18 protein-coding genes are annotated in these 18,017 nt (G+C 37.7%); 5 read left to right on the forward strand and 13 right to left on the reverse strand.

Annotated elements, in window-relative coordinates; genetic code table 11:
• Positions 1–469 precede the first annotated feature (469 nt).
• Entirely contained in the window at positions 470–1,363 is an 894-nt protein-coding gene (locus LACPOB_RS0103945) for a 3-hydroxyacyl-CoA dehydrogenase (RefSeq protein WP_017867532.1), read from the reverse strand.
• Between the two features lie 333 nt (positions 1,364–1,696).
• Between LACPOB_RS0103945 and LACPOB_RS0103950 the strand changes: the two genes are divergently transcribed.
• From LACPOB_RS0103950 to LACPOB_RS0103960, 3 genes are all read left to right on the forward strand, one after another.
• On the forward strand, positions 1,697–1,930 hold the full coding sequence (locus LACPOB_RS0103950; RefSeq protein ID WP_017867533.1) for a heavy-metal-associated domain-containing protein: 234 nt from the start codon (positions 1,697–1,699) through the stop codon (positions 1,928–1,930).
• A gap of 19 nt (positions 1,931–1,949) precedes the next feature.
• The gene (locus LACPOB_RS0103955; RefSeq protein WP_017867534.1) at positions 1,950–2,237 is read left to right on the forward strand and encodes a hypothetical protein; all 288 of its coding nucleotides are present in this window, start codon (positions 1,950–1,952) and stop codon (positions 2,235–2,237) included.
• Between the two features lie 65 nt (positions 2,238–2,302).
• A complete protein-coding gene (locus LACPOB_RS0103960) occupies positions 2,303–4,159 on the forward strand; it encodes a heavy metal translocating P-type ATPase (protein ID WP_017867535.1) in 1,857 nt (618 codons plus the stop codon).
• Between the two features lie 96 nt (positions 4,160–4,255).
• On the opposite strand, the gene LACPOB_RS0103965 is transcribed toward LACPOB_RS0103960, so the two are convergent.
• From LACPOB_RS0103965 to LACPOB_RS0104025, 12 genes are all read right to left on the reverse strand, one after another.
• Entirely contained in the window at positions 4,256–4,891 is a 636-nt protein-coding gene (locus LACPOB_RS0103965) for a Crp/Fnr family transcriptional regulator (protein ID WP_258420988.1), read from the reverse strand.
• 51 nt (positions 4,892–4,942) lie between these two features.
• Complete coding sequence (locus LACPOB_RS0103970) at positions 4,943–5,311, reverse strand: DUF488 domain-containing protein (RefSeq protein WP_017867537.1); 369 nt, start codon at positions 5,309–5,311, stop codon at positions 4,943–4,945.
• Between the two features lie 146 nt (positions 5,312–5,457).
• On the reverse strand, positions 5,458–5,829 hold the full coding sequence (locus LACPOB_RS0103975; RefSeq protein WP_017867538.1) for a hypothetical protein: 372 nt from the start codon (positions 5,827–5,829) through the stop codon (positions 5,458–5,460).
• Between the two features lie 204 nt (positions 5,830–6,033).
• A complete protein-coding gene (locus LACPOB_RS0103980) occupies positions 6,034–6,423 on the reverse strand; it encodes a DUF4430 domain-containing protein (protein ID WP_017867539.1) in 390 nt (129 codons plus the stop codon).
• Positions 6,424–6,470: 47 nt separating this feature from the next.
• Complete coding sequence (locus tag LACPOB_RS0103985) at positions 6,471–7,010, reverse strand: cob(I)yrinic acid a,c-diamide adenosyltransferase (protein ID WP_017867540.1); 540 nt, start codon at positions 7,008–7,010, stop codon at positions 6,471–6,473.
• Positions 7,011–7,041: 31 nt separating this feature from the next.
• Positions 7,042–9,279 carry a ribonucleoside-triphosphate reductase, adenosylcobalamin-dependent gene (gene nrdJ / locus LACPOB_RS0103990; RefSeq protein ID WP_174795772.1) on the reverse strand — a complete coding sequence of 746 codons (2,238 nt, stop codon included), beginning with the start codon at positions 9,277–9,279 and terminating at the stop codon, positions 7,042–7,044.
• A 453-nt stretch (positions 9,280–9,732) separates the two neighbouring features.
• Complete coding sequence (locus tag LACPOB_RS0103995; RefSeq protein ID WP_017867542.1) at positions 9,733–10,056, reverse strand: DMT family transporter; 324 nt, start codon at positions 10,054–10,056, stop codon at positions 9,733–9,735.
• A gap of 578 nt (positions 10,057–10,634) precedes the next feature.
• Positions 10,635–10,949: a hypothetical protein gene (locus LACPOB_RS0104000; protein WP_017867543.1), complete on the reverse strand. Its 315-nt coding sequence runs from the start codon at positions 10,947–10,949 to the stop codon at positions 10,635–10,637.
• A 282-nt stretch (positions 10,950–11,231) separates the two neighbouring features.
• Complete coding sequence (locus LACPOB_RS0104005) at positions 11,232–11,516, reverse strand: hypothetical protein (RefSeq protein ID WP_017867544.1); 285 nt, start codon at positions 11,514–11,516, stop codon at positions 11,232–11,234.
• Between the two features lie 356 nt (positions 11,517–11,872).
• The gene (locus LACPOB_RS0104010; RefSeq protein ID WP_017867545.1) at positions 11,873–12,637 is read right to left on the reverse strand and encodes an SDR family oxidoreductase; all 765 of its coding nucleotides are present in this window, start codon (positions 12,635–12,637) and stop codon (positions 11,873–11,875) included.
• Positions 12,638–12,771: 134 nt separating this feature from the next.
• Positions 12,772–13,419 carry an SDR family oxidoreductase gene (locus LACPOB_RS0104015; RefSeq protein ID WP_017867546.1) on the reverse strand — a complete coding sequence of 216 codons (648 nt, stop codon included), beginning with the start codon at positions 13,417–13,419 and terminating at the stop codon, positions 12,772–12,774.
• 300 nt (positions 13,420–13,719) lie between these two features.
• Positions 13,720–14,817: a glycerol dehydrogenase gene (locus tag LACPOB_RS0104025; protein WP_017867548.1), complete on the reverse strand. Its 1,098-nt coding sequence runs from the start codon at positions 14,815–14,817 to the stop codon at positions 13,720–13,722.
• 256 nt (positions 14,818–15,073) lie between these two features.
• Between LACPOB_RS0104025 and LACPOB_RS0104030 the strand changes: the two genes are divergently transcribed.
• Both LACPOB_RS0104030 and LACPOB_RS11740 read left to right on the forward strand, forming a co-directional pair.
• On the forward strand, positions 15,074–15,892 hold the full coding sequence (locus LACPOB_RS0104030; protein WP_017867549.1) for a glycyl-radical enzyme activating protein: 819 nt from the start codon (positions 15,074–15,076) through the stop codon (positions 15,890–15,892).
• Positions 15,893–15,965: 73 nt separating this feature from the next.
• Positions 15,966–18,017, forward strand: a 2,052-nt coding sequence (locus tag LACPOB_RS11740) for a formate C-acetyltransferase/glycerol dehydratase family glycyl radical enzyme (protein WP_258420987.1), incomplete at its 3' end; no start/stop codon positions are given.

Here is an 18,017-nt window from a genome sequence, read left to right on the forward strand (position 1 = left end):
TAAAGAAAACCTCCTAATTTTTTCAGAGCAAAGTAAGTCCTGACTTGTGGCGCTCATATATAAAACAAAGAGTAAAACAAGCCGTTTAGGACTCGAGCATATCGGACTTTGACATTATAGCGTGGTTTTTACGCTGTGAGGTCAAAGCTAGATAAGCGGAAAGTCCTGACTTGTGGCGCTCATATATGAGCTCAGAGCTAAACAACTCCTGCTCTCATTTAATTCATATATGTTTATTTGTGTATTTTCATTATACGACAGAATATACTAATAATGCTATAAAGTCACATCGAAAAAGAGAGCGGGACAAAACAATGTCCCACTCTTTTCTTTTACTAAAAATAATCAAATTATCGCTTGTAATTTCTATAGTGTAAACGCGTTTCAAAAGTCTGAATCCTCAATGTAACGTCATTTACACCAGCTTCAAAACGACTTTTGTCCCGCTCTCAAAGTATTATTTAACCGTTTATTTCAAAAAGTCTTCCTTAAGAAAAGCTGGATCTGGATAAGTATAGAATCCCTTTCCATTTTCTCGACCTAAATAGCCGTCATCAATGACTTCTTTGAGCTTATCAGCGACTTGTCTGAGTGTTTTATCTCCTGATTGTTGGGCAGTAGTTTCGGTAATGTTATACGCTGTTCTTAGTCCCACGAGGTCAAAAATACCAAATGGCCCCATCGGTGCACCTGTCCCGATCATCCATGTCTTATCAATCGTTTGAGGGTCAGCCACTCCTTTGGCCCACAATGCTGCCCCGGCATTCAATAGTGGAATTAAGAGCGAATTTAAAACATAGCCAGGCTGTTCCTTCTTAATTTCAATCGGGACCATCCCGATCGCCTTAGCAAATTTTACTATTTCTGAATAAACTGCTGGGTCAGTTTGTTTTGTTCCCATAATTTCAGCGGTATTGTTGAGCCAGATATGATTAGCGAAATGCAAGTTCAAAAAACGTGCTGGTCTGTCTGTAAAAGAAACTATGTCACTCGGAACTAAAGTTGAAGAATTGCTGGCAAAAATCGTTTCTTTTGGTGCAGCTTCTGATAATTTATGATAAAAATCACCCTTGATCTTAAGCTTTTCTGGAACAGCTTCGATCACTAAGTCAGCGTCCTTAGTGGCTTGACCCAAATCATAAGAATAGCTCAAATTATCCAGAGCAGAATTGATTTTTTCATCAGTAGTCTTCATATCTTTTTTATAGACTGGTCCATAACCTGCCATCGTCTTTTTAGCTTTGTTGATCATTTCATCATTAATGTCATAAACTGTGACATTAAAACCTTTGTAGGCAGACTGAAAAGCAATTTGGCTTCCTAAAACACCGCTACCAGCAACAACAACTTTATTAATACTCATACAGTATTTGCTCCTCTCAAATCATTTTATAAATCGCTTACATTAAAATTGTACATCTTTTATTAAATTTTACCAAATCAAGGCCCTAATCTTGAGATTGAGACAAAATTAACGCTCAGCTAAAGTTGCTTTGTTCGTTCTTCTAAACATGAAAGTTTCCTTTAGCTATGCCCCAGCTCCGTATTTGCCTTGAAAAAAGACACGAATAAGCATGATATTTAAAAAAATACATAAAAGTTCAGGAAATTAAAGAAAAATTGACGATGATCAATTAGAAAAAAATACAAGCCGTTTATACTACACAGTAGAGAGGCAAGAAAGGAGATTTTTATGATGAAAAAAGCTGTTATCAATTTAGAGGAATTAGCATGCCCGACTTGTATGCAAAAGATCGAAGCTGCTACTGCTTCAGTTAAAGGGGTTGATAAGCCTAGTATTAAAGTAATGTTTAACGCTAGTAAATTAAAGGTCAACTTTAATGAAGAAGAGGTGACAATTGAAGACATTGAAAAGGCTATTGAAGATATTGGATACCCAGTAATCAAATCAAAGGTCGTCACAATTTAAAGAAAGAAGGAGCCAACAAATGAGTAGATATAGCGATTTACAAGAAGAGTACTTTCCCAATTTAGAGACCTATACTTTAGCGATCACTCGTGCACACGGAAAAAATCATCCAGAGACATTTAAAGTGCATGAGTTATTTAACAAAATAGAAGCAAAATCTCAGGCCAAGGAAGATGTAAGTTCAGAATACCAAGAAATCAGAAAATTGACTGATAACTATAAAATTCCAACAGACGCGTGCCCAACAATGGAAAAGACTTACAATTTTTTGTCTGAACTAGATCAAGCATACAGTACAGAAAAATAGAGTACAAGATATAAAAACAGGTGCTGTTAATAGTACCTGTTTTTATATCAGAAAGGAATCCTGAAATGCAGAAGTATATTTTAGCTCACAAAAAAGAGTTAACAATTATTAATGGTTCTCTACTTTTACTAGCTTTACTCGACCACTTCTTTCTAACACAGGGAAAAATAGTTCCCTTTGCACTAATACTTTCGGGGATCGCCGGAGTTTTACCGATTGCTATCCAAGCCTTTCAATCTTTAAAGGTCAAAATAGTTAGTATTGATGTTTTAGTAACGATCGCAGTATTCGGTGCCTTTTTTGTTCAAAGTTATGAGGAAGCAGCTGTAGTGACATTTCTCTTTTTAGCGGGACATTTTTTAGAGCAAGCTACGCTTAGTAAAACACGTAAGGCAATCAAGTCTTTAACTGAAATGGCACCAGAGGTCAGTTTAAAGAAAAATCAAGCTGGTCAATTTGAGGAAGTTCCGATCGACGAAGTTCATGAAGGAGATATCCTTTTAGTTAAAACTGGTGGAAAAGTTCCGGTTGACGGTAAAGTGCTTACTGGCTCAGGGTATGTTAATGAGGCTAGTATAACCGGCGAATCCAAGACAGCTAACAAACAAATAGGCTCGGCAGTCTATGCTGGCACTATCCTAGAAAATGGAACATTTCAACTACAGGCCAAGCGAGTTGGCGAAGACTCAGCCTTTGGTAAAATCATTGAATTAGTGGAGGAAGCACAAGATTCTAAGTCTAGTGCAGAACGTTTTATTGATAAGTTTTCAAAATACTATACGCCAGCAGTATTATTATTAGCGATCATCGTGGGGCTGATCACTAAGGACATTGAGCTTGCCGTGACGGTTTTAGTTCTTGGTTGCCCAGGCGCTTTGGTTATTGGAATTCCTGTTTCAAACGTTGCTGGGATCGGAAATGGGGCCAAACATGGCATACTACTAAAAGGTAGTGAAACAATACAAGATTTTAGCAAAGTTGATACTATGGTTTTTGATAAAACTGGCACACTAACGGTTGGTGCCCCACGAGTGAATAAAGTTATTTCAAACCCTGAAATTAATGAGAACAAGGCCATTAGTACACTAGTAAGTATAGAAGCTGAAAGTGATCATCCATTGGCGCAAGCTGTAGTAAAGACCTACCCCGACACGCTAAAGTATCCGGTTAACCAGACACAGGTGATCAAGGGAGGCGGAATTACTGCAACTGTAAAAGGTAATAAAGTTATTTTAGGCAATTTACAGTTAATAAAAACTAACGGAATTAAATTAAGACCAGAAGAAATGTCACAAAGTAAGGAATTAGAAGCTGAAGGTAACTCTTTAATTTTCATGGCTATAAATAATCAACTAGCGTTAATTTTAGGGATCAAAGATCAATTACGGCCAAATGTAAAAACAGAACTAGCTAGTCTAAAAAAACTGGGAGTTAAAAATTTGGTACTCTTATCAGGAGATAACCAGGGAACAGTTGATCAAATTGCCCAACAGTTAAGTTTAACTGAAGCTAAAGGAAATATGTTGCCTGAAGATAAGGCAATGTATATTAAAAAATTACAGGAAGAAGGACAAAATGTAACTTTTGTTGGTGACGGGGTTAATGACAGCCCTTCATTGGCTACAGCCAATACAGGTATAGCCATGGGGAATGGGACGGACGTCGCCATTGAAACTTCAGACATTGTTTTACTAAATTCAGATTTTAGCCGCCTGGCTCCCACACTTAGATTAGTCAAGTCTACTAGTCATAACATGTTGCAAAACATCGTTATTGCGGTAGGGGTAGTTCTCTTTTTATTAAGTAGTCTTTTATTTAGCAATTGGATCAACATGGGGATTGGAATGTTTGTCCATGAAGCAAGCATTATTGTGGTGATTCTAAATGCGCTTCGCCTACTAAATCATCGCTTGAGGCGATAAAAAGTGGACTGGTACAAAACTAATAATTTTGCCTATAAATACAAAAGTTGCATCATAATGAGATGAAAGAATCTCACTATGATGCAATTTTTATTTTTACAAAGCATTAAGATCATTGATCTGGATATTTCTGGCTGAAATGGACTTTATTACACCTTGTTTTTCTAGCTTATGAAAACCTCGAGTAATTGACTCCGGCGTTGTTCCTAAGTATGATGCTAAAGCCTTTCGTGTCATAGGTAATTCAACTCTAATGGGCTTATCTTTTTTATTTTTGATAAGGCTTGATAAATAGGAAGTAATACGTTTAGTAATTGAAGAGTATGCCACAGTAGCTGTTTGTTTTTCAGAAACTTCCAAGCGCTTCGACATTTGTTGTAAGAGGCTCAAACTAATCTCGGGATAGTCTAGCAGAGCTTTTTTAAAATTTTCCCGTGTTAATTGACAAATTTCAGTATCTCTAAGGGCTTCTATTATATCGGTATGTCGTTGCTGTGGCTGAAAGATACTCCACTCACCAGTGAATTCTCCCGGGCCTAATAAACGTATTAACTGTTCTTCTCCAGTTTCTAGTATCTGATAATTTTTTAACTGTCCTTGATGCACGATATATAGGGTATCGTTTTGATCTGCCAAGTTGTATAGAAAATTTCCTTTAGCTATTTTTCTGCTAGTAACTTTTTGAGATAATTTAGCTAGTTCATTTTCTTCTAAAGTGGCAAAAATTGGCACCAAAGCAACGCACTTCTTTTTTTCAGTAGACTGCATATGCACTCACCTTCACTAATTTTTAATGTTTAATTTTTCTTGGAGATAATTGCGCAATACGACAGCTTGATTGTGCTCTTCATCCTTAGCGCTATAAAGTAAGATGATATCACTATTTGCTATTTTTGCCGTAATTTTAGCTATAAATTCAGGTGTTTCTGGATTTTCGGCTAATTCTTTGCGGTATGCCTTACTAAATTTTGGAAATTTCTGTGGGTCATGATCGAACCATTTACGAAGTTCATTTGAAGGAGCAATCATTTTATCCCAATCGTCAAGATTTGCTTTAGTCTTGGAAACCCCACGAGGCCAAAGACGGTCAATCAAAATTCGGTAACCAGATTGAGCAGATTCAGTAGAATAAATTCGCTGTATTTTTATCAAAGTAAACCTCCCTAAATGTATCAAAATTAAATCCAAATCTAGTTTATCACTTAACTTTAAATAAATCAGGGTATGGTAGCTTTATCCATTGATCAAGCTTATTTTTCACTTAGCGTTAATTTTGTCCAAACCTTTTTTCAGGCTAATTAAATTTTCTGCTCGATATGATCAATGTCTACCCTTAAGCATTTTCTGATCCAGGGAAAAGATTTTTTCATTTTTTCGTAAGCAGGTCCCGTTGTAATAAACGTTCCCAAACCATACACGTAAAATCCGGCTCCCGGGCCTACAGTTCCAATCACGTCTTTACTTCCAACAGTGATAACTATATGATCATCAGTTGTGAAATCATCTTCTATGCTGTGCATACCGGCCGCTGGGATATACATTAAATCATTCTCTTCATCTAACGTAATATATGACATCCACGTGTTAACAACTCCTGCCGGTGTAGCATTAAAAGTAACAATTGTTGCAGGTCCTTCATGTTTTAAAACCTCTAGAAACTTCTTATCCAATTGACGATGCTCCTTTTTTAACGTTATATCGTATAGCTTTCTTTTTATTGATGACTTATTCAGTGTCGGTGATTGATATGATAAATTTCAAAACTTCCATCCAGCTGTTTATAGTATTTTTATAAAATCTGTTAAATTTCTGTAAGCTGTGCCAAAGAAAAATTACTTTGAATTCTGAGCGGATAAATGCGTACTTGTCATATACTACTCGTTTACTTTTTGAAGTGTAAAGATAATCTTATTTTTGTTGTTGACTTTCTGTTGTTTTACACCTTTCTCTGCTTTTTTACCGTTGATAGTATACATCCAATATTTTTGCTTTTTATCATTTTGCTTGTGACCGTCGATCTCAGTAACCATTCCGTTGCGTTCTTTAGTTGGCCAGGCTTTTTTTAATCCGGTATCGATCTTAGCGCCTTTTTTAAGTTTTACGTTCTTAGTGTCTAAGGAGTGATCTCCGGATTTTAGCTGATAAGTAACTCTAATAGTATTGTTTTTCTTAACCTGCTTTGAAGCATTGCCTTGTGTAGAACAGCCGGTAGTAAAAATCATGCTTAGTAACACTAATAAAGTTACAGGATATTTTTTTGACATTTTTCTCTCCATATAGTTATTTCGATTCTTCTATTTTTAAACACCATTTAAAATTTTGCACGCACATCTTCATAACCGTCCATAAAGTTAGCATAACGCGCTAAAATAAACAAAAAGTCGGACAATCGATTCATAAATCTTAATTCCGGTCCGTCCAAAGGCTGTTGGGTATCATTAAGTCTGATCGCCGTCCTTTCAGCGCGTCGAGCCAAAGTTCTGGCATATTGCAAATTAGCTCCAACTTGTTTTCCGCCGGGCAAGATAAAGGCCTTGATTTCCGGTACTTCCTTGTTCAACTTATCGATTTTTTCTTCAAGCACCGTAATATCTCGGTCTTGAATATTATGAGACCGTTTGACTGCAATATCAGCTTGTAATTCGTATAATTTACGCTGTAAATATCTTATTTCAGTTGCCAAATTTAGATTTGCGTTGCTTAAAGAGGAACAGGCTACACCCAACCAAGACTCCAGTTCATCAATCTGCCCTAGAGTTTCTATCTGTAGGTCATACTTAGGGACCATGTGACCAGTGACCTGCTTAGTTTGCCCTTCGTCACCAACTTTGGTATAAATTTTTATTGTCATCGTATTTTTCTCCTGATTTCAATTCATTGGTCTATTTAACGGGACATGCTCCCCCTTCACAATCTTCTTGACCGACGATCTCAAAGCCTTCCTTATCTCGGTCTTGATTTTGGCGCTCAAAAGTTTTCTGAACATCCTGTTTGATTTCAGCACTTTTTTGTTCAAAAAGCTTCTTACCAATTGGCTCTTTAGGCGCTTGTTTAAAGTTAGCCCCCGAATATGGTAGAAGCGAAGTTGACTTGGTAATGACACGGTATTGGTTTAATAGTTCACTTATTTTTGAACCTTCTTCAGGCTGAAAGGTGATCGTGCAGCTCACAGCATTATCTGACCAGTATTCTTGTAAGAAGGCCTGCGTTGCAAATTGCTCAGCTATCGAAACTGTTCCCGCCGAAACAAACTCAGCATCGTCGGCATGTGGTGCACGCATTGGAAATTCAACGCATATGGTATTTTTAGTGTAAACATCTGGTTCCAAATGGTAGCCCGCAGCGTTTAGCGCTAGCAGTAAAGGATCATTATCTTGAAAGCGAATGCGTTGGATCAAGTAATCTGCATAATGAAAATGCATCCCTTCTGAGGCCCCAGCCAATTTTGCAACTGTTCCGGAAGGTTTGACAGTCGTATGCTTAAGCGAAGGTGTACAATTAAGAACCTGAGAATATTCTTTGTCGGCTTGAACAACTGCTTGGTAAAGTTGAGTAACCCTACGTGCAGCCTTTTGGTCGTAAATAGGTCGTTTTATTTTTTTCCCAGTAACTGGATCATTGCCTTCGCCAAAACCGCGAACAACTCGGTTTCCAAACTCACTTAAGAACCAATCCTGAATCCCAGACATTGAAATACCGATCCGACGATTTTGAGCAATAATGTTTCGTGAAATTTCCCAGTCATAGTGACTAAAAGTTACACGTTTAGCAAATCTTGTTCCTAACGTAAAGACTTCTTGTAAATCCCAGCCTTGTTGAGTAGCGATTCCTGGAAAAACTTCAAATAAATTGCATGGTTCTCCATTTGCCAAAGAGATTTCGCCACAAGGATTTGTGCCTTCAACATCAGGATCAATGTTAGCTTGCCTTCCATCAGCAATACGTCCATAATTTTTTGACAGGTCAAGGTTCACAATTCCTGGTTCTCCATTTTTGCGTAACGAATCAGCGATTTCATCATAATTATCAAAATTAGAATCGACAGCTACGCTGTTATTAGAAGCCCAGCGGTGGTGATAAAGTTTGTCTTGATCTTGTTTCATGGTAATAAAAGCATGATCATCAGCAGAGCCTAGCGCCAACTCGGCTGAACGACGCACATTACCTGCCACCACGGTTTTCCCAATTAAATTACCGATATCGGTACAATCCACAGAACTTAGTTTTTTCTCAACTTGATCATTCAGAATTTGGTTAATGTCAAAGAGCATCTCAACTAATGGTGCTGGACCAGACGCAGTTCCACCGAACCCATGGATCGCTTCTCCTCGTGCGCGAATTTGACTAACATCCAGCACAAGGTGGGTGACGCTATTTATATTAGTAGAACTAAAATGATGATCGATCAATGCAGCGTTTGATAAGACCCAGCCCTCACGAGTGTCCGGAAGTTCATATAAATCATAATTATCTGCACAATGATCCGCTAACCATTGTTCTTTGTCTTTTGCCCCCATTTTAACTGTTTCATCATAGGCTTTACTGGTGTGGCTAATTAAAATAGTTAAATTAACTGTATTATCAACAGTCGGTAATTGCTTAACGTTATCTTGTGTAACAGAAAAGCCTACCCCGCCACCCTTCATTAATTGATCAAACATAAATGAAAAAGGCATGGATACTGCTAGCTGATCTTTAGTTAGATATTCAGGCAAAATTTGGCTATTACCATATGCTTGAGGACGTATTGCGATAAACCAGCAATTGTTCAAAGCATCGCCATGTTCTTGCTGGTAGTTAGTGCCTGAAATCCACAGGTTTCTCCCTGAGGGGGTTGCTCCTAAACCATAGATCAAACGAAAAAGCTTTTGCGCTTCCTGCGTTAGTTCGTCTTTTATTTTTCGGCTAGTATCATGTTGTAGACGTGGATCTAGATTAATATTACCCTCAACAGTTCGTTTTACAGTCTCATCCCAATTTTCTGTACGCTGTTTTTTAGGTAAATAGCGTGCATAAGTCCTTTTATAAGTTACCCAACCTAAGGGACCCCAATGCGGCTTAACAGACTGTTTTATTTGCGCAATAAACTCATCAGATAGATTAATTTTTTCTTTTTGGATAGTTTTCACATTTGTTCCTCCTCGCTTACGTATACTATATATGGTATATCACAACAGAAATTAATACAATATATGGTGTAAAATGTGAAAACGAGGGAATTTTCTAAAAACACCCGACGCAGGATTGGAATCAATTTTTTTTAATTTTTAAAATCTAGTGTTTAGTACAAATAAAAGATATCGCTAAAAAAAGTGGTTAATTGTCAGACTTTTAACTAAAGGTTGAATTGACAGTTTTGCTGATAATCTAAACCTTTTCGATTTCGATAAAAATAAGATCATTACCAACTAGCATTACGCGTACACTTCTAATAAAAAAGTTGTCTAAAGCTAATTTTTATGCTTTAAACAACTTTCAAACAATCAGATAATTTTTTAGTTAAAAAATAAATATGTTATAAATTTTGTATTACTTGTGTTTTAATAATGTGAACAAATAACCGCAAGTACAACCTACGCATGTTCACCTGTCACTTTAATACCTATGATCCCAATAAATAAGAGAACTATAAAGAACCAAGTGATTGGAGAAATATGTTCTTTAAACAAGAACATCCCCGCTAAAATCGAGCCGATCGCACCGATCCCCGTCCATACTGGATAAGCAACACTGAGGTTTAAGTATTTGGTAGCTTTTATCAAGAAAACATAACTCAAGATCATCCCAATAACTGTCATAACTGAAAACGACATTTTACTAAAACCATCACTCATTTTCATTGTAGTAGCCCAAAAAACCTCCAAAAGTCCTGCGATAATTAAGTTAACCCAAGGCATCGTATCTTCCTTTCTAGAATAAAAATAACTGAATAAGTCGTGCAAGGCTTAAAAGAGTTATCATTCACTCTTTTGCTGATCTACATACTGAAACGTCAATCTTACTGGGTAAACAGCAAGTATCCCTTGCAGCGTACGTCTAGTATGAAAATGGCAAATAAGCATCATCCTTTCGAGAAAACATTTTGCGATAGAATTGATTGAAAAGCGAGTTATCAACAAGTGTTGCTGAAAAACACGAATTTAATTAACGTGCTATCAACAAACGATAGCATGGAAAATCATTTTAAACTGGGATTAAAAAACCTTCAGATATGATTAAATGAAGTGCTATTAAAAGAATAATAGCTATACAATATTATGAGAGGAATATTGAATGTTATGATATATTTCAAGAATTGAAAAACTAATTGGTTGTGCGCAATCAATCTACACTTTACATGATATACTTTTTGTTTACGCTTTGTCAAAGAATTGAACCGGTATCATCATTGTCATGCCCCTATCCATTATAAAAAGCCGGCACACAATTTGATATCGTATGTCGACTCCTAACTCATATTTTATTATTAAGAAAATTACAAAAACGTCCCCAAACTTTCACCATACTCTAAAAGATCTTGCAACCATCTTTTATCGATATCGTCAAAATCTTCCAGTTTCTTATTAAAACCGACACAACACAACGCTTGATCTACCAATGGGTAATTTTTCGCAGCAAGAGCCAATAATTGTTTGTAGCGTGCGATATCCTTTTTAGCTTGTCTAGGATCAACCAAACCATTAAGCGTTCGGTTCATCTGCAAAACTCGGATTCGTAACCGTACCCCAGCCAGTTCCTGCAAAAATTCATTGAAAAACCACCTTAAAAAAGACAAGGCATTTTCACACATGATTTTATCCTCCTCTGTAAAAAAAACATGTAATGAATATTCACACCAACTTGTGAACTTATTAACAATTCCAACTTAAGTATAATACAAAGCAGTAATTTTTCAAAGGAATCATCTTAAAATTAACATAATTGTTTTACTTTTTTAGTTGTCACCAGCTATATTTTCGTTTATGAAATCAACTATTTTGAATACATTTAAACAATTAACAACATGGCATTATACTTTTCGACTAATATTATAATAACTATACCTTTTTCCAAGTGTTAAAAAAATTCTTCATTAAAAAATATTTTTCAGCATCAAAAAAGTAATGAATCCACCGATCCCCACTAATAATAAGCCAACGATAAATGAAATAACATTTGCCAAATACTTCAAATGTATCTTTTTACCCAACCAGTTTAAAAATCCTAATACTATAACAAGTAAGTCAAAGTATTCCAACCAACTGATCTGATCAGCAATCGTTTCATTTCTTTTCCGATTAGTGGAAAATGCCAAGTAAATGAATGCACCACCCAAAATAAGTAATAAAACACCGACTAATAGAATTATGTACTTCATTTGTCCAACTCCAAAACTAGTTTTTAATTGTTGTCAGTGTAACACATGAAAAATTTGTGCCAAAAAATAAGAGAGTGGGACGAAAGTCGTTTTGAAGCCGGTGTGTAATGTCGTTTACGTCATTTTTGGCCGTAGCAAGGCGCAGGACAGGAATGGTGTAAATGTCATTACATTGAGGATTCAGACTTTTAAAACACGTTTATGCCATAAAAATTACAAGCGATAATTTGATTATTTTTAGTGAAAGAAGAGACTGGGACATTGTTTTGTCCCAGTCTCTAGTATCAAATGCAAGCTAAAACAATCAGCTTTTACTTTAGTTTATTCACTTCAATTGTTACGACTAGAAAATAACATCAATATGTGGTCCATCCACCATCAACTGGCACGATCACTCCGTTAACAAAATCCGCATCATCAGAAACTAAGAATAAGGCTGTCTTAGCGATCGAAGATGAAGAACCCATTCCAGGCATTAATCCCATGCCGGCCTTTTGTCTTTCCATCCCAAATTCACTAGCATTTTTGATAGATTCGCCAATGTTTGTACTAATTCCACCTGGTGCGATCGCATTGGTTCGAATTCCATTTTTTTCATACATGAAGGCCGTGTTCTTGGTCAAACCGACCACAGCATGCTTAGCTGCAGTATAAGCTGCACCTGCACGGCCACCATTTGTCCCACCAACTGAAGCGGTATTCAAAATAACCCCCTTCTTTTTCGGTAAAAATTCTTTAACAGCCTCTCGTGTGGCGTACATCACACTATCGACATTGACAGCAAAAGCACGTTCCCAAGTTTCGTTAGTCATTTCGCCTACTGGTGAAAAATCATCCATGATCCCAGCATTATTAACAACGATATCGACTTGACCAAATTTATCCTTAGCTGTTTTGAAAACTTTCTTGATATCAGCCAAGCATGAAACATCGGTTTTAATAGCTATGGCCTGACCGCCATTTGTTTTAATTTTTTCAGCAACTTCATTCGCACGTTCAATATTGATATCTGCACCAACGATACTAGCACCTTCGGCAGCAAATAATGTTGCCATTTCGGCACCCATACCTGAACCTGAACCCGTAATGATCGCAACTTTGTTTGCTAATTTTTTACCCATCAGCGTTTCCTCCTTGTTAATAAATTCACATTTATATTATAAACGAAATTTTCTAAAAGTTCTAGCCTTTTTAAAGCGGGAACAAAAAACAGCCGCCACCTTTAGCACGACTGTTGTTATTTGATTGATTCAATTTATTTTTGATACCATTCAGGCTTATCACCATTAGTATTAGGTTTATTAACACCCAAGGATTCATGCACATGTTTTGTTGGTTGTTCCACTAGTTTGGCAACCAGTTCACCGATGCTCTTACGTGAAACTTCTGTCCCCTTAAAGGGTTCACCTTTCTGGGTGAATTCATAACTGACTTCGTCTTTATCCGATAGCCAGGCTGGACGTAATACCGTATAGTTCAAATCACTATTTTCAATAGCCTTAACAGCTGCGGCATAAGTTGGCAGATAAGTAGCACCTAACATTTGGTTATTCCATTCACCAAATTTACCGGGAACTTCGTCATAAATACCGATCGATGAGATCCAGATCAAGCGCTTGATACCTACCTGGTCCATTGTTTTCACGATCGTTTTAGCTTGTTGTTCAATATCTTCCCCAGCTAAATTAGCGTACACAATATCTTGTCCCTGTAGTGCAGCAGCTAAAGTTGCTTCGTCTAAAACATCCCCTTGAATGATCGTCCCACGTTTAGCTTCTTCTGTGCTTAACTTTTCTGGGTGACGCAAGTATAGTTTCAAGTTAACGTCATCTTGCATAGCAAGATATTCTTCAGCAAACTTAGCGATGTTGCCTGCAGCTCCTAATACTATTACGTTCTTCATAAAAAAATCCCCTTTCACTGATTATTTTAGTAGTTGTCGCAAAAAACTAAAAGAATTTGCAATTATCATTTACAAATCTAACCTGAACGAAAAATGCAGCGCCTTTTTGAATAAGTCACTACCATTTACTAACTTTTGCGTATACATTCTTTGAGAAAGCGAGATCCTTTGACAATTTGTGTCACTTTTTTTAAACCCACAACATATTTTCCTAAAAGACGCCCCGTTTTTATCAAGCTAATAGCGCAAAAAAAGGAAAGCAGCCGTTTCGCTACTCTCCTTTCTGTCATGTTAAGACCTTTATTTAAAGTTAGTAGTAACATATTTATCGACTGCCACGATTGCATTAGCAACATCTTCAGCCGAAACTTCAAATGGCATTTGATGGATAGTCTCAGATGGGATCGTTGCTTGTTTTCCGACCTTCAACAGTTCATCATAAGTGACTCCACTTAACTTGAGATCAGCTAAGGTCGTTGGTAAGCCTAATGACTTATTAAATTTAATGTATTTATCCAACTGCTCAGCTGGTACGTTATCTAACATCAATTCGCATAAATAACCATAAGCAACTTTTTCACCATGCATCAAAGTTTCACTTTCACCAGAAAGGGCCGTAAACCCATCATAGATCGCATGGGCAGCTGCCAAACCAGAACTTTCGAATCCTAGCCCACTTAATAAAGTGTTTGCTTCGACTACTGCTTCTAGCGATGAAGTAACTACGCGACCTTCAACCGCCGCAACTGCCTCATGAGCGTGTGCAAACAAATTATCCGCACAAGTTTGCGCAATTGCTAATGATGCCAGTGTCGGATCATGACCCAACATTGATTGGTTGTATCCCCGTGCTACGTCTTGAGCTTCGATATTAGTAGCCATGGCATCACCGATCCCAGCAATCAAGTTTCTGACTGGTGCGTTAGCGACAACTTTCGTATCGATCAGTACTAGATCAGGGTTTTTGCCATAGAAAGCATATTTTTCAAAATTACCTTCTGGTGTATATAAAACCGATAGTGCCGAGCATGGAGCATCCGTCGAAGCAACTGATGGCAAAATAGCAACTGGGATATTTAATTGGTGTGCCACGTTCTTAACAGTATCAAGTGTTTTACCACCACCAAGACCAATAATAAAGTCATTATTTTCGTTTTTAGCGATCTCAACGATCCGGCTAATTTCTTCTTCTGAAGCTTCGCCACCAAACTCAACGTGTGTTACAGCAAATTCTTCTTTTTCTAGTGTTGCATTGAGCTGTTCGCCCGCAATATTCCACACAGTCTTATCACATAGTAAAACCGGCTTAGTTCCAAGACTACTCAAATATTTGCCAGCTTCATCAAAAACACCACTACCCTGAATATAATGAGCTGGGCTTGCAAACTCTTTTACCATAAGAAATCCTCCATTTCCTTGATTGCCTAATTGTTACCCTTTTCACTTTGATGGTAATAGAATCCGCAAGATACTGTCAAGCGTTTGCATCTTTAACCAACATATTTTTGCTAAATGCTAATGATCCTAAACAATCGATAGCAAAATACAAACTATAACTATTATTGCTTTTTGCTTCTTTTATAACATTAACTGGTTTCGTTCGTAATTATGTGATATACTTCATTTGCAAAAAACAATTAAGGAGGCGCCAGGAATGCCAACTAAACGAAGAGTAAAACGACGTTCCAAAAATACAGACAAAGGACTACTTTTTAATATTCAAAAATTCAGTTTAAATGATGGTCCTGGCATCCGCACAGTAGTCTTTTTTAAAGGCTGTCCGTTGAAATATGCATGGTGTGCTAATCCTGAATCGCAAAAACGCCGACCAGAGAAAATGTACGATGAAACTAAGGAATGTAACATCATGATCGGTGAATACAAAACTGTCGATGAGATAATGCATGTTATCATGCAAGATTATGATTTTTACCAAGAGTCTGGAGGTGGGGTAACTTTTTCTGGGGGTGAGGTCTTATTTCAAGCACCGTTTGCCATCAAGTTAGCTCAAGCTATCAAAGAAAGAGGGATCCATTTAGCGTGTGAAACAACCGGTTATGCTAAGCCGGAAGTATTCAACGAATTCTATCCCTATATGGACCTGATTTATTTCGATTGTAAGCAATGGGATCCTGCCTTGCACCGCCAAGGAACAGGTGGTACCAATGAAATGATCCTAAAAAATATGCAGACTGTGATCGACTCTGGAAAAAAATATTGCATTCGGATCCCCGTGATCCCCGGATTTAATTACACAAATAATGATGCCATACACTTTGGTGAATTGTTTCAAAAAATGGGTGTGAAAAGAGTCGAATTACTACCTTTCCACCAATTTGGTTTGAAAAAATATACTGATTTAAATCGTGATTATGAATTAAAAGATGTCGCACAGTTACATACTGATGACTTGTTAGACTACAAAACGGTCTTACAACAAGCGGGTATCGACGCCCAGATCAATGGCTGGTAACTTAAATTATTTAATGTGAAATTTAACACAAAATTAGTTATGAAACACTATCAATTCTAAGGAGATCATATCTATGGTAATGACAAAAGAAATGCCTAAAAAAACAATCGGCAAGTTTGGTACATTAACACCCAAAATGAACCGCTACAGAGAGGAGATTTTAAACGCTGAACCTTATGTTGACCCGGAAAGAGCGGTGCTTACGACCGAGGCTTACAAAAAATACCAAGATCAGCAAGTCGACATTATCCGAGCTCGCGTCTTGGAACACATTTTGCATAATATGACGATCTTTATTGAACAAGACACTCTACTAGTCGGCAACCAGGCGCAACACAACCGCTGGGCTCCTGTCTTTCCTGAGTATTCAATGAACTGGGTCATCGATGAACTAGATACTTTTGATAAACGCTCTGGTGATGTTTTTTATATTACCGATGAAGCGAAGGATGAGTTACGGAAGATCGCACCATTCTGGCAACATAACACTTTAGAAGACAGAGGTTATGCTGCCTTCCCCGAAAAAAGCAAACTATTTTACGACCTGGGAGTGATCGGCGCGGACGGTAACATTACTTCTGGTGACGGACACATTGCTGTCAATTATGAAACTGTCATTAAATACGGTTTAGTTGCGTACGAAAAACGAATCAAAGACGAAATGGAAAAACTCGACTTAACCGACATCGATAACCAAAAGAAGCTTTACTTCTATCAAGCTGGTTTGATCGTGATCAAGGCAACCCGAGACTTCGCAGAAAGATATTCTAAGCTAGCAAGAAAACAAGCTGCACAAACCACTGATGAAAAACGGCGGACCGAGTTACTAGAAATCGCCCGTATCATGCACAAAATTCCCTATCAGCCCGCTGATAACTTCTATGAAGCAATTCAAGCTGTTTGGTTGATCCATTTAGTTTTGCAGATCGAATCCAACGGACATTCGGTTTCTTACGGTCGGCTAGATCAATATCTGGACCCATTTTATGAAAAGGATCTTGCTACAGGCCAGATCACATCCGAAAAAGCAACCGAATTACTTACCAACTTATGTATGAAGACTTTAACGATCAACAAAGTGCGGTCATGGGCGCATACTGAATTTTCGGCTGGTAGCCCGCTTTACCAAAATATTACGATCGGTGGTCAGACTCCTGATGGTAAAGATGCGGTCAATGATATGTCTTATTTGATTTTAAATGCTATCGTGCAGTCTCATTTACCCCAGCCCAATCTAACTGTCCGTTATCATCACGGACTCAGCAACCACTTCATGGATCAGTGTGTCGCAGTGATCAAGGAAGGTTTAGGGATGCCAGCCTTTAATAATGATGAAGTGATCATTCCTTCCTTCATTGCCAGAGGCATCAAAAAAGAAGACGCATATAATTACAGCGCTATCGGATGTGTCGAAACTGCAGTGCCTGGCAAATGGGGTTATCGTTGCACCGGAATGAGTTTTATCAACTTTCCACGGACCTTACTCATTGTTATGAATGGTGGTAAAGACCCTGAATCTGGTAAACAACTCCTGCCAAATTACGGACACTTTACTGAAATGACCTCGTATGAAGAACTATTTACAGCTTGGGATAAATCCTTACGTGAAATGACCCGTCAAAGTGTGATCATCGAAAATACTTGTGATCTAGCCTTGGAGCAAAATTATCCGGATATCTTATGCTCAGTCCTAACAAAAGATTGCATTAGCAGAGGTAAGACTATCAAAGAAGGCGGAGCAGTTTACGATTTTATCAGTGGTCTGCAAGTTGGGATCGCCAACTTAGCCGATTCACTAGTTTCCATTAAAAAACTTGTTTTTGATGAACAAAAAATCACTAAACAAGAACTCTGGAATGCTTTACGCGACAACTTTAAAAGTGAAGGTCAAGAAGAACTTCGGCAAATGTTGATCAACGACGCACCTAAATATGGTAATGACATTGATGAAGTCGACCAACTGATCGTCGATGCTTATCAGCCATATATCGATGAGATCTCCAAGTACAAAAATACGCGTTATGGGCGTGGACCGATCGGCGGCAAGCGTTATGCCGGCACTTCTTCGATCTCAGCTAACGTTGGCCAAGGTCACAGCACACTAGCCACGCCAGATGGTAGATAC

Source organism: Ligilactobacillus pobuzihii E100301 = KCTC 13174, from assembly GCF_000349725.1.
Lineage (GTDB): Bacteria > Bacillota > Bacilli > Lactobacillales > Lactobacillaceae > Ligilactobacillus > Ligilactobacillus pobuzihii.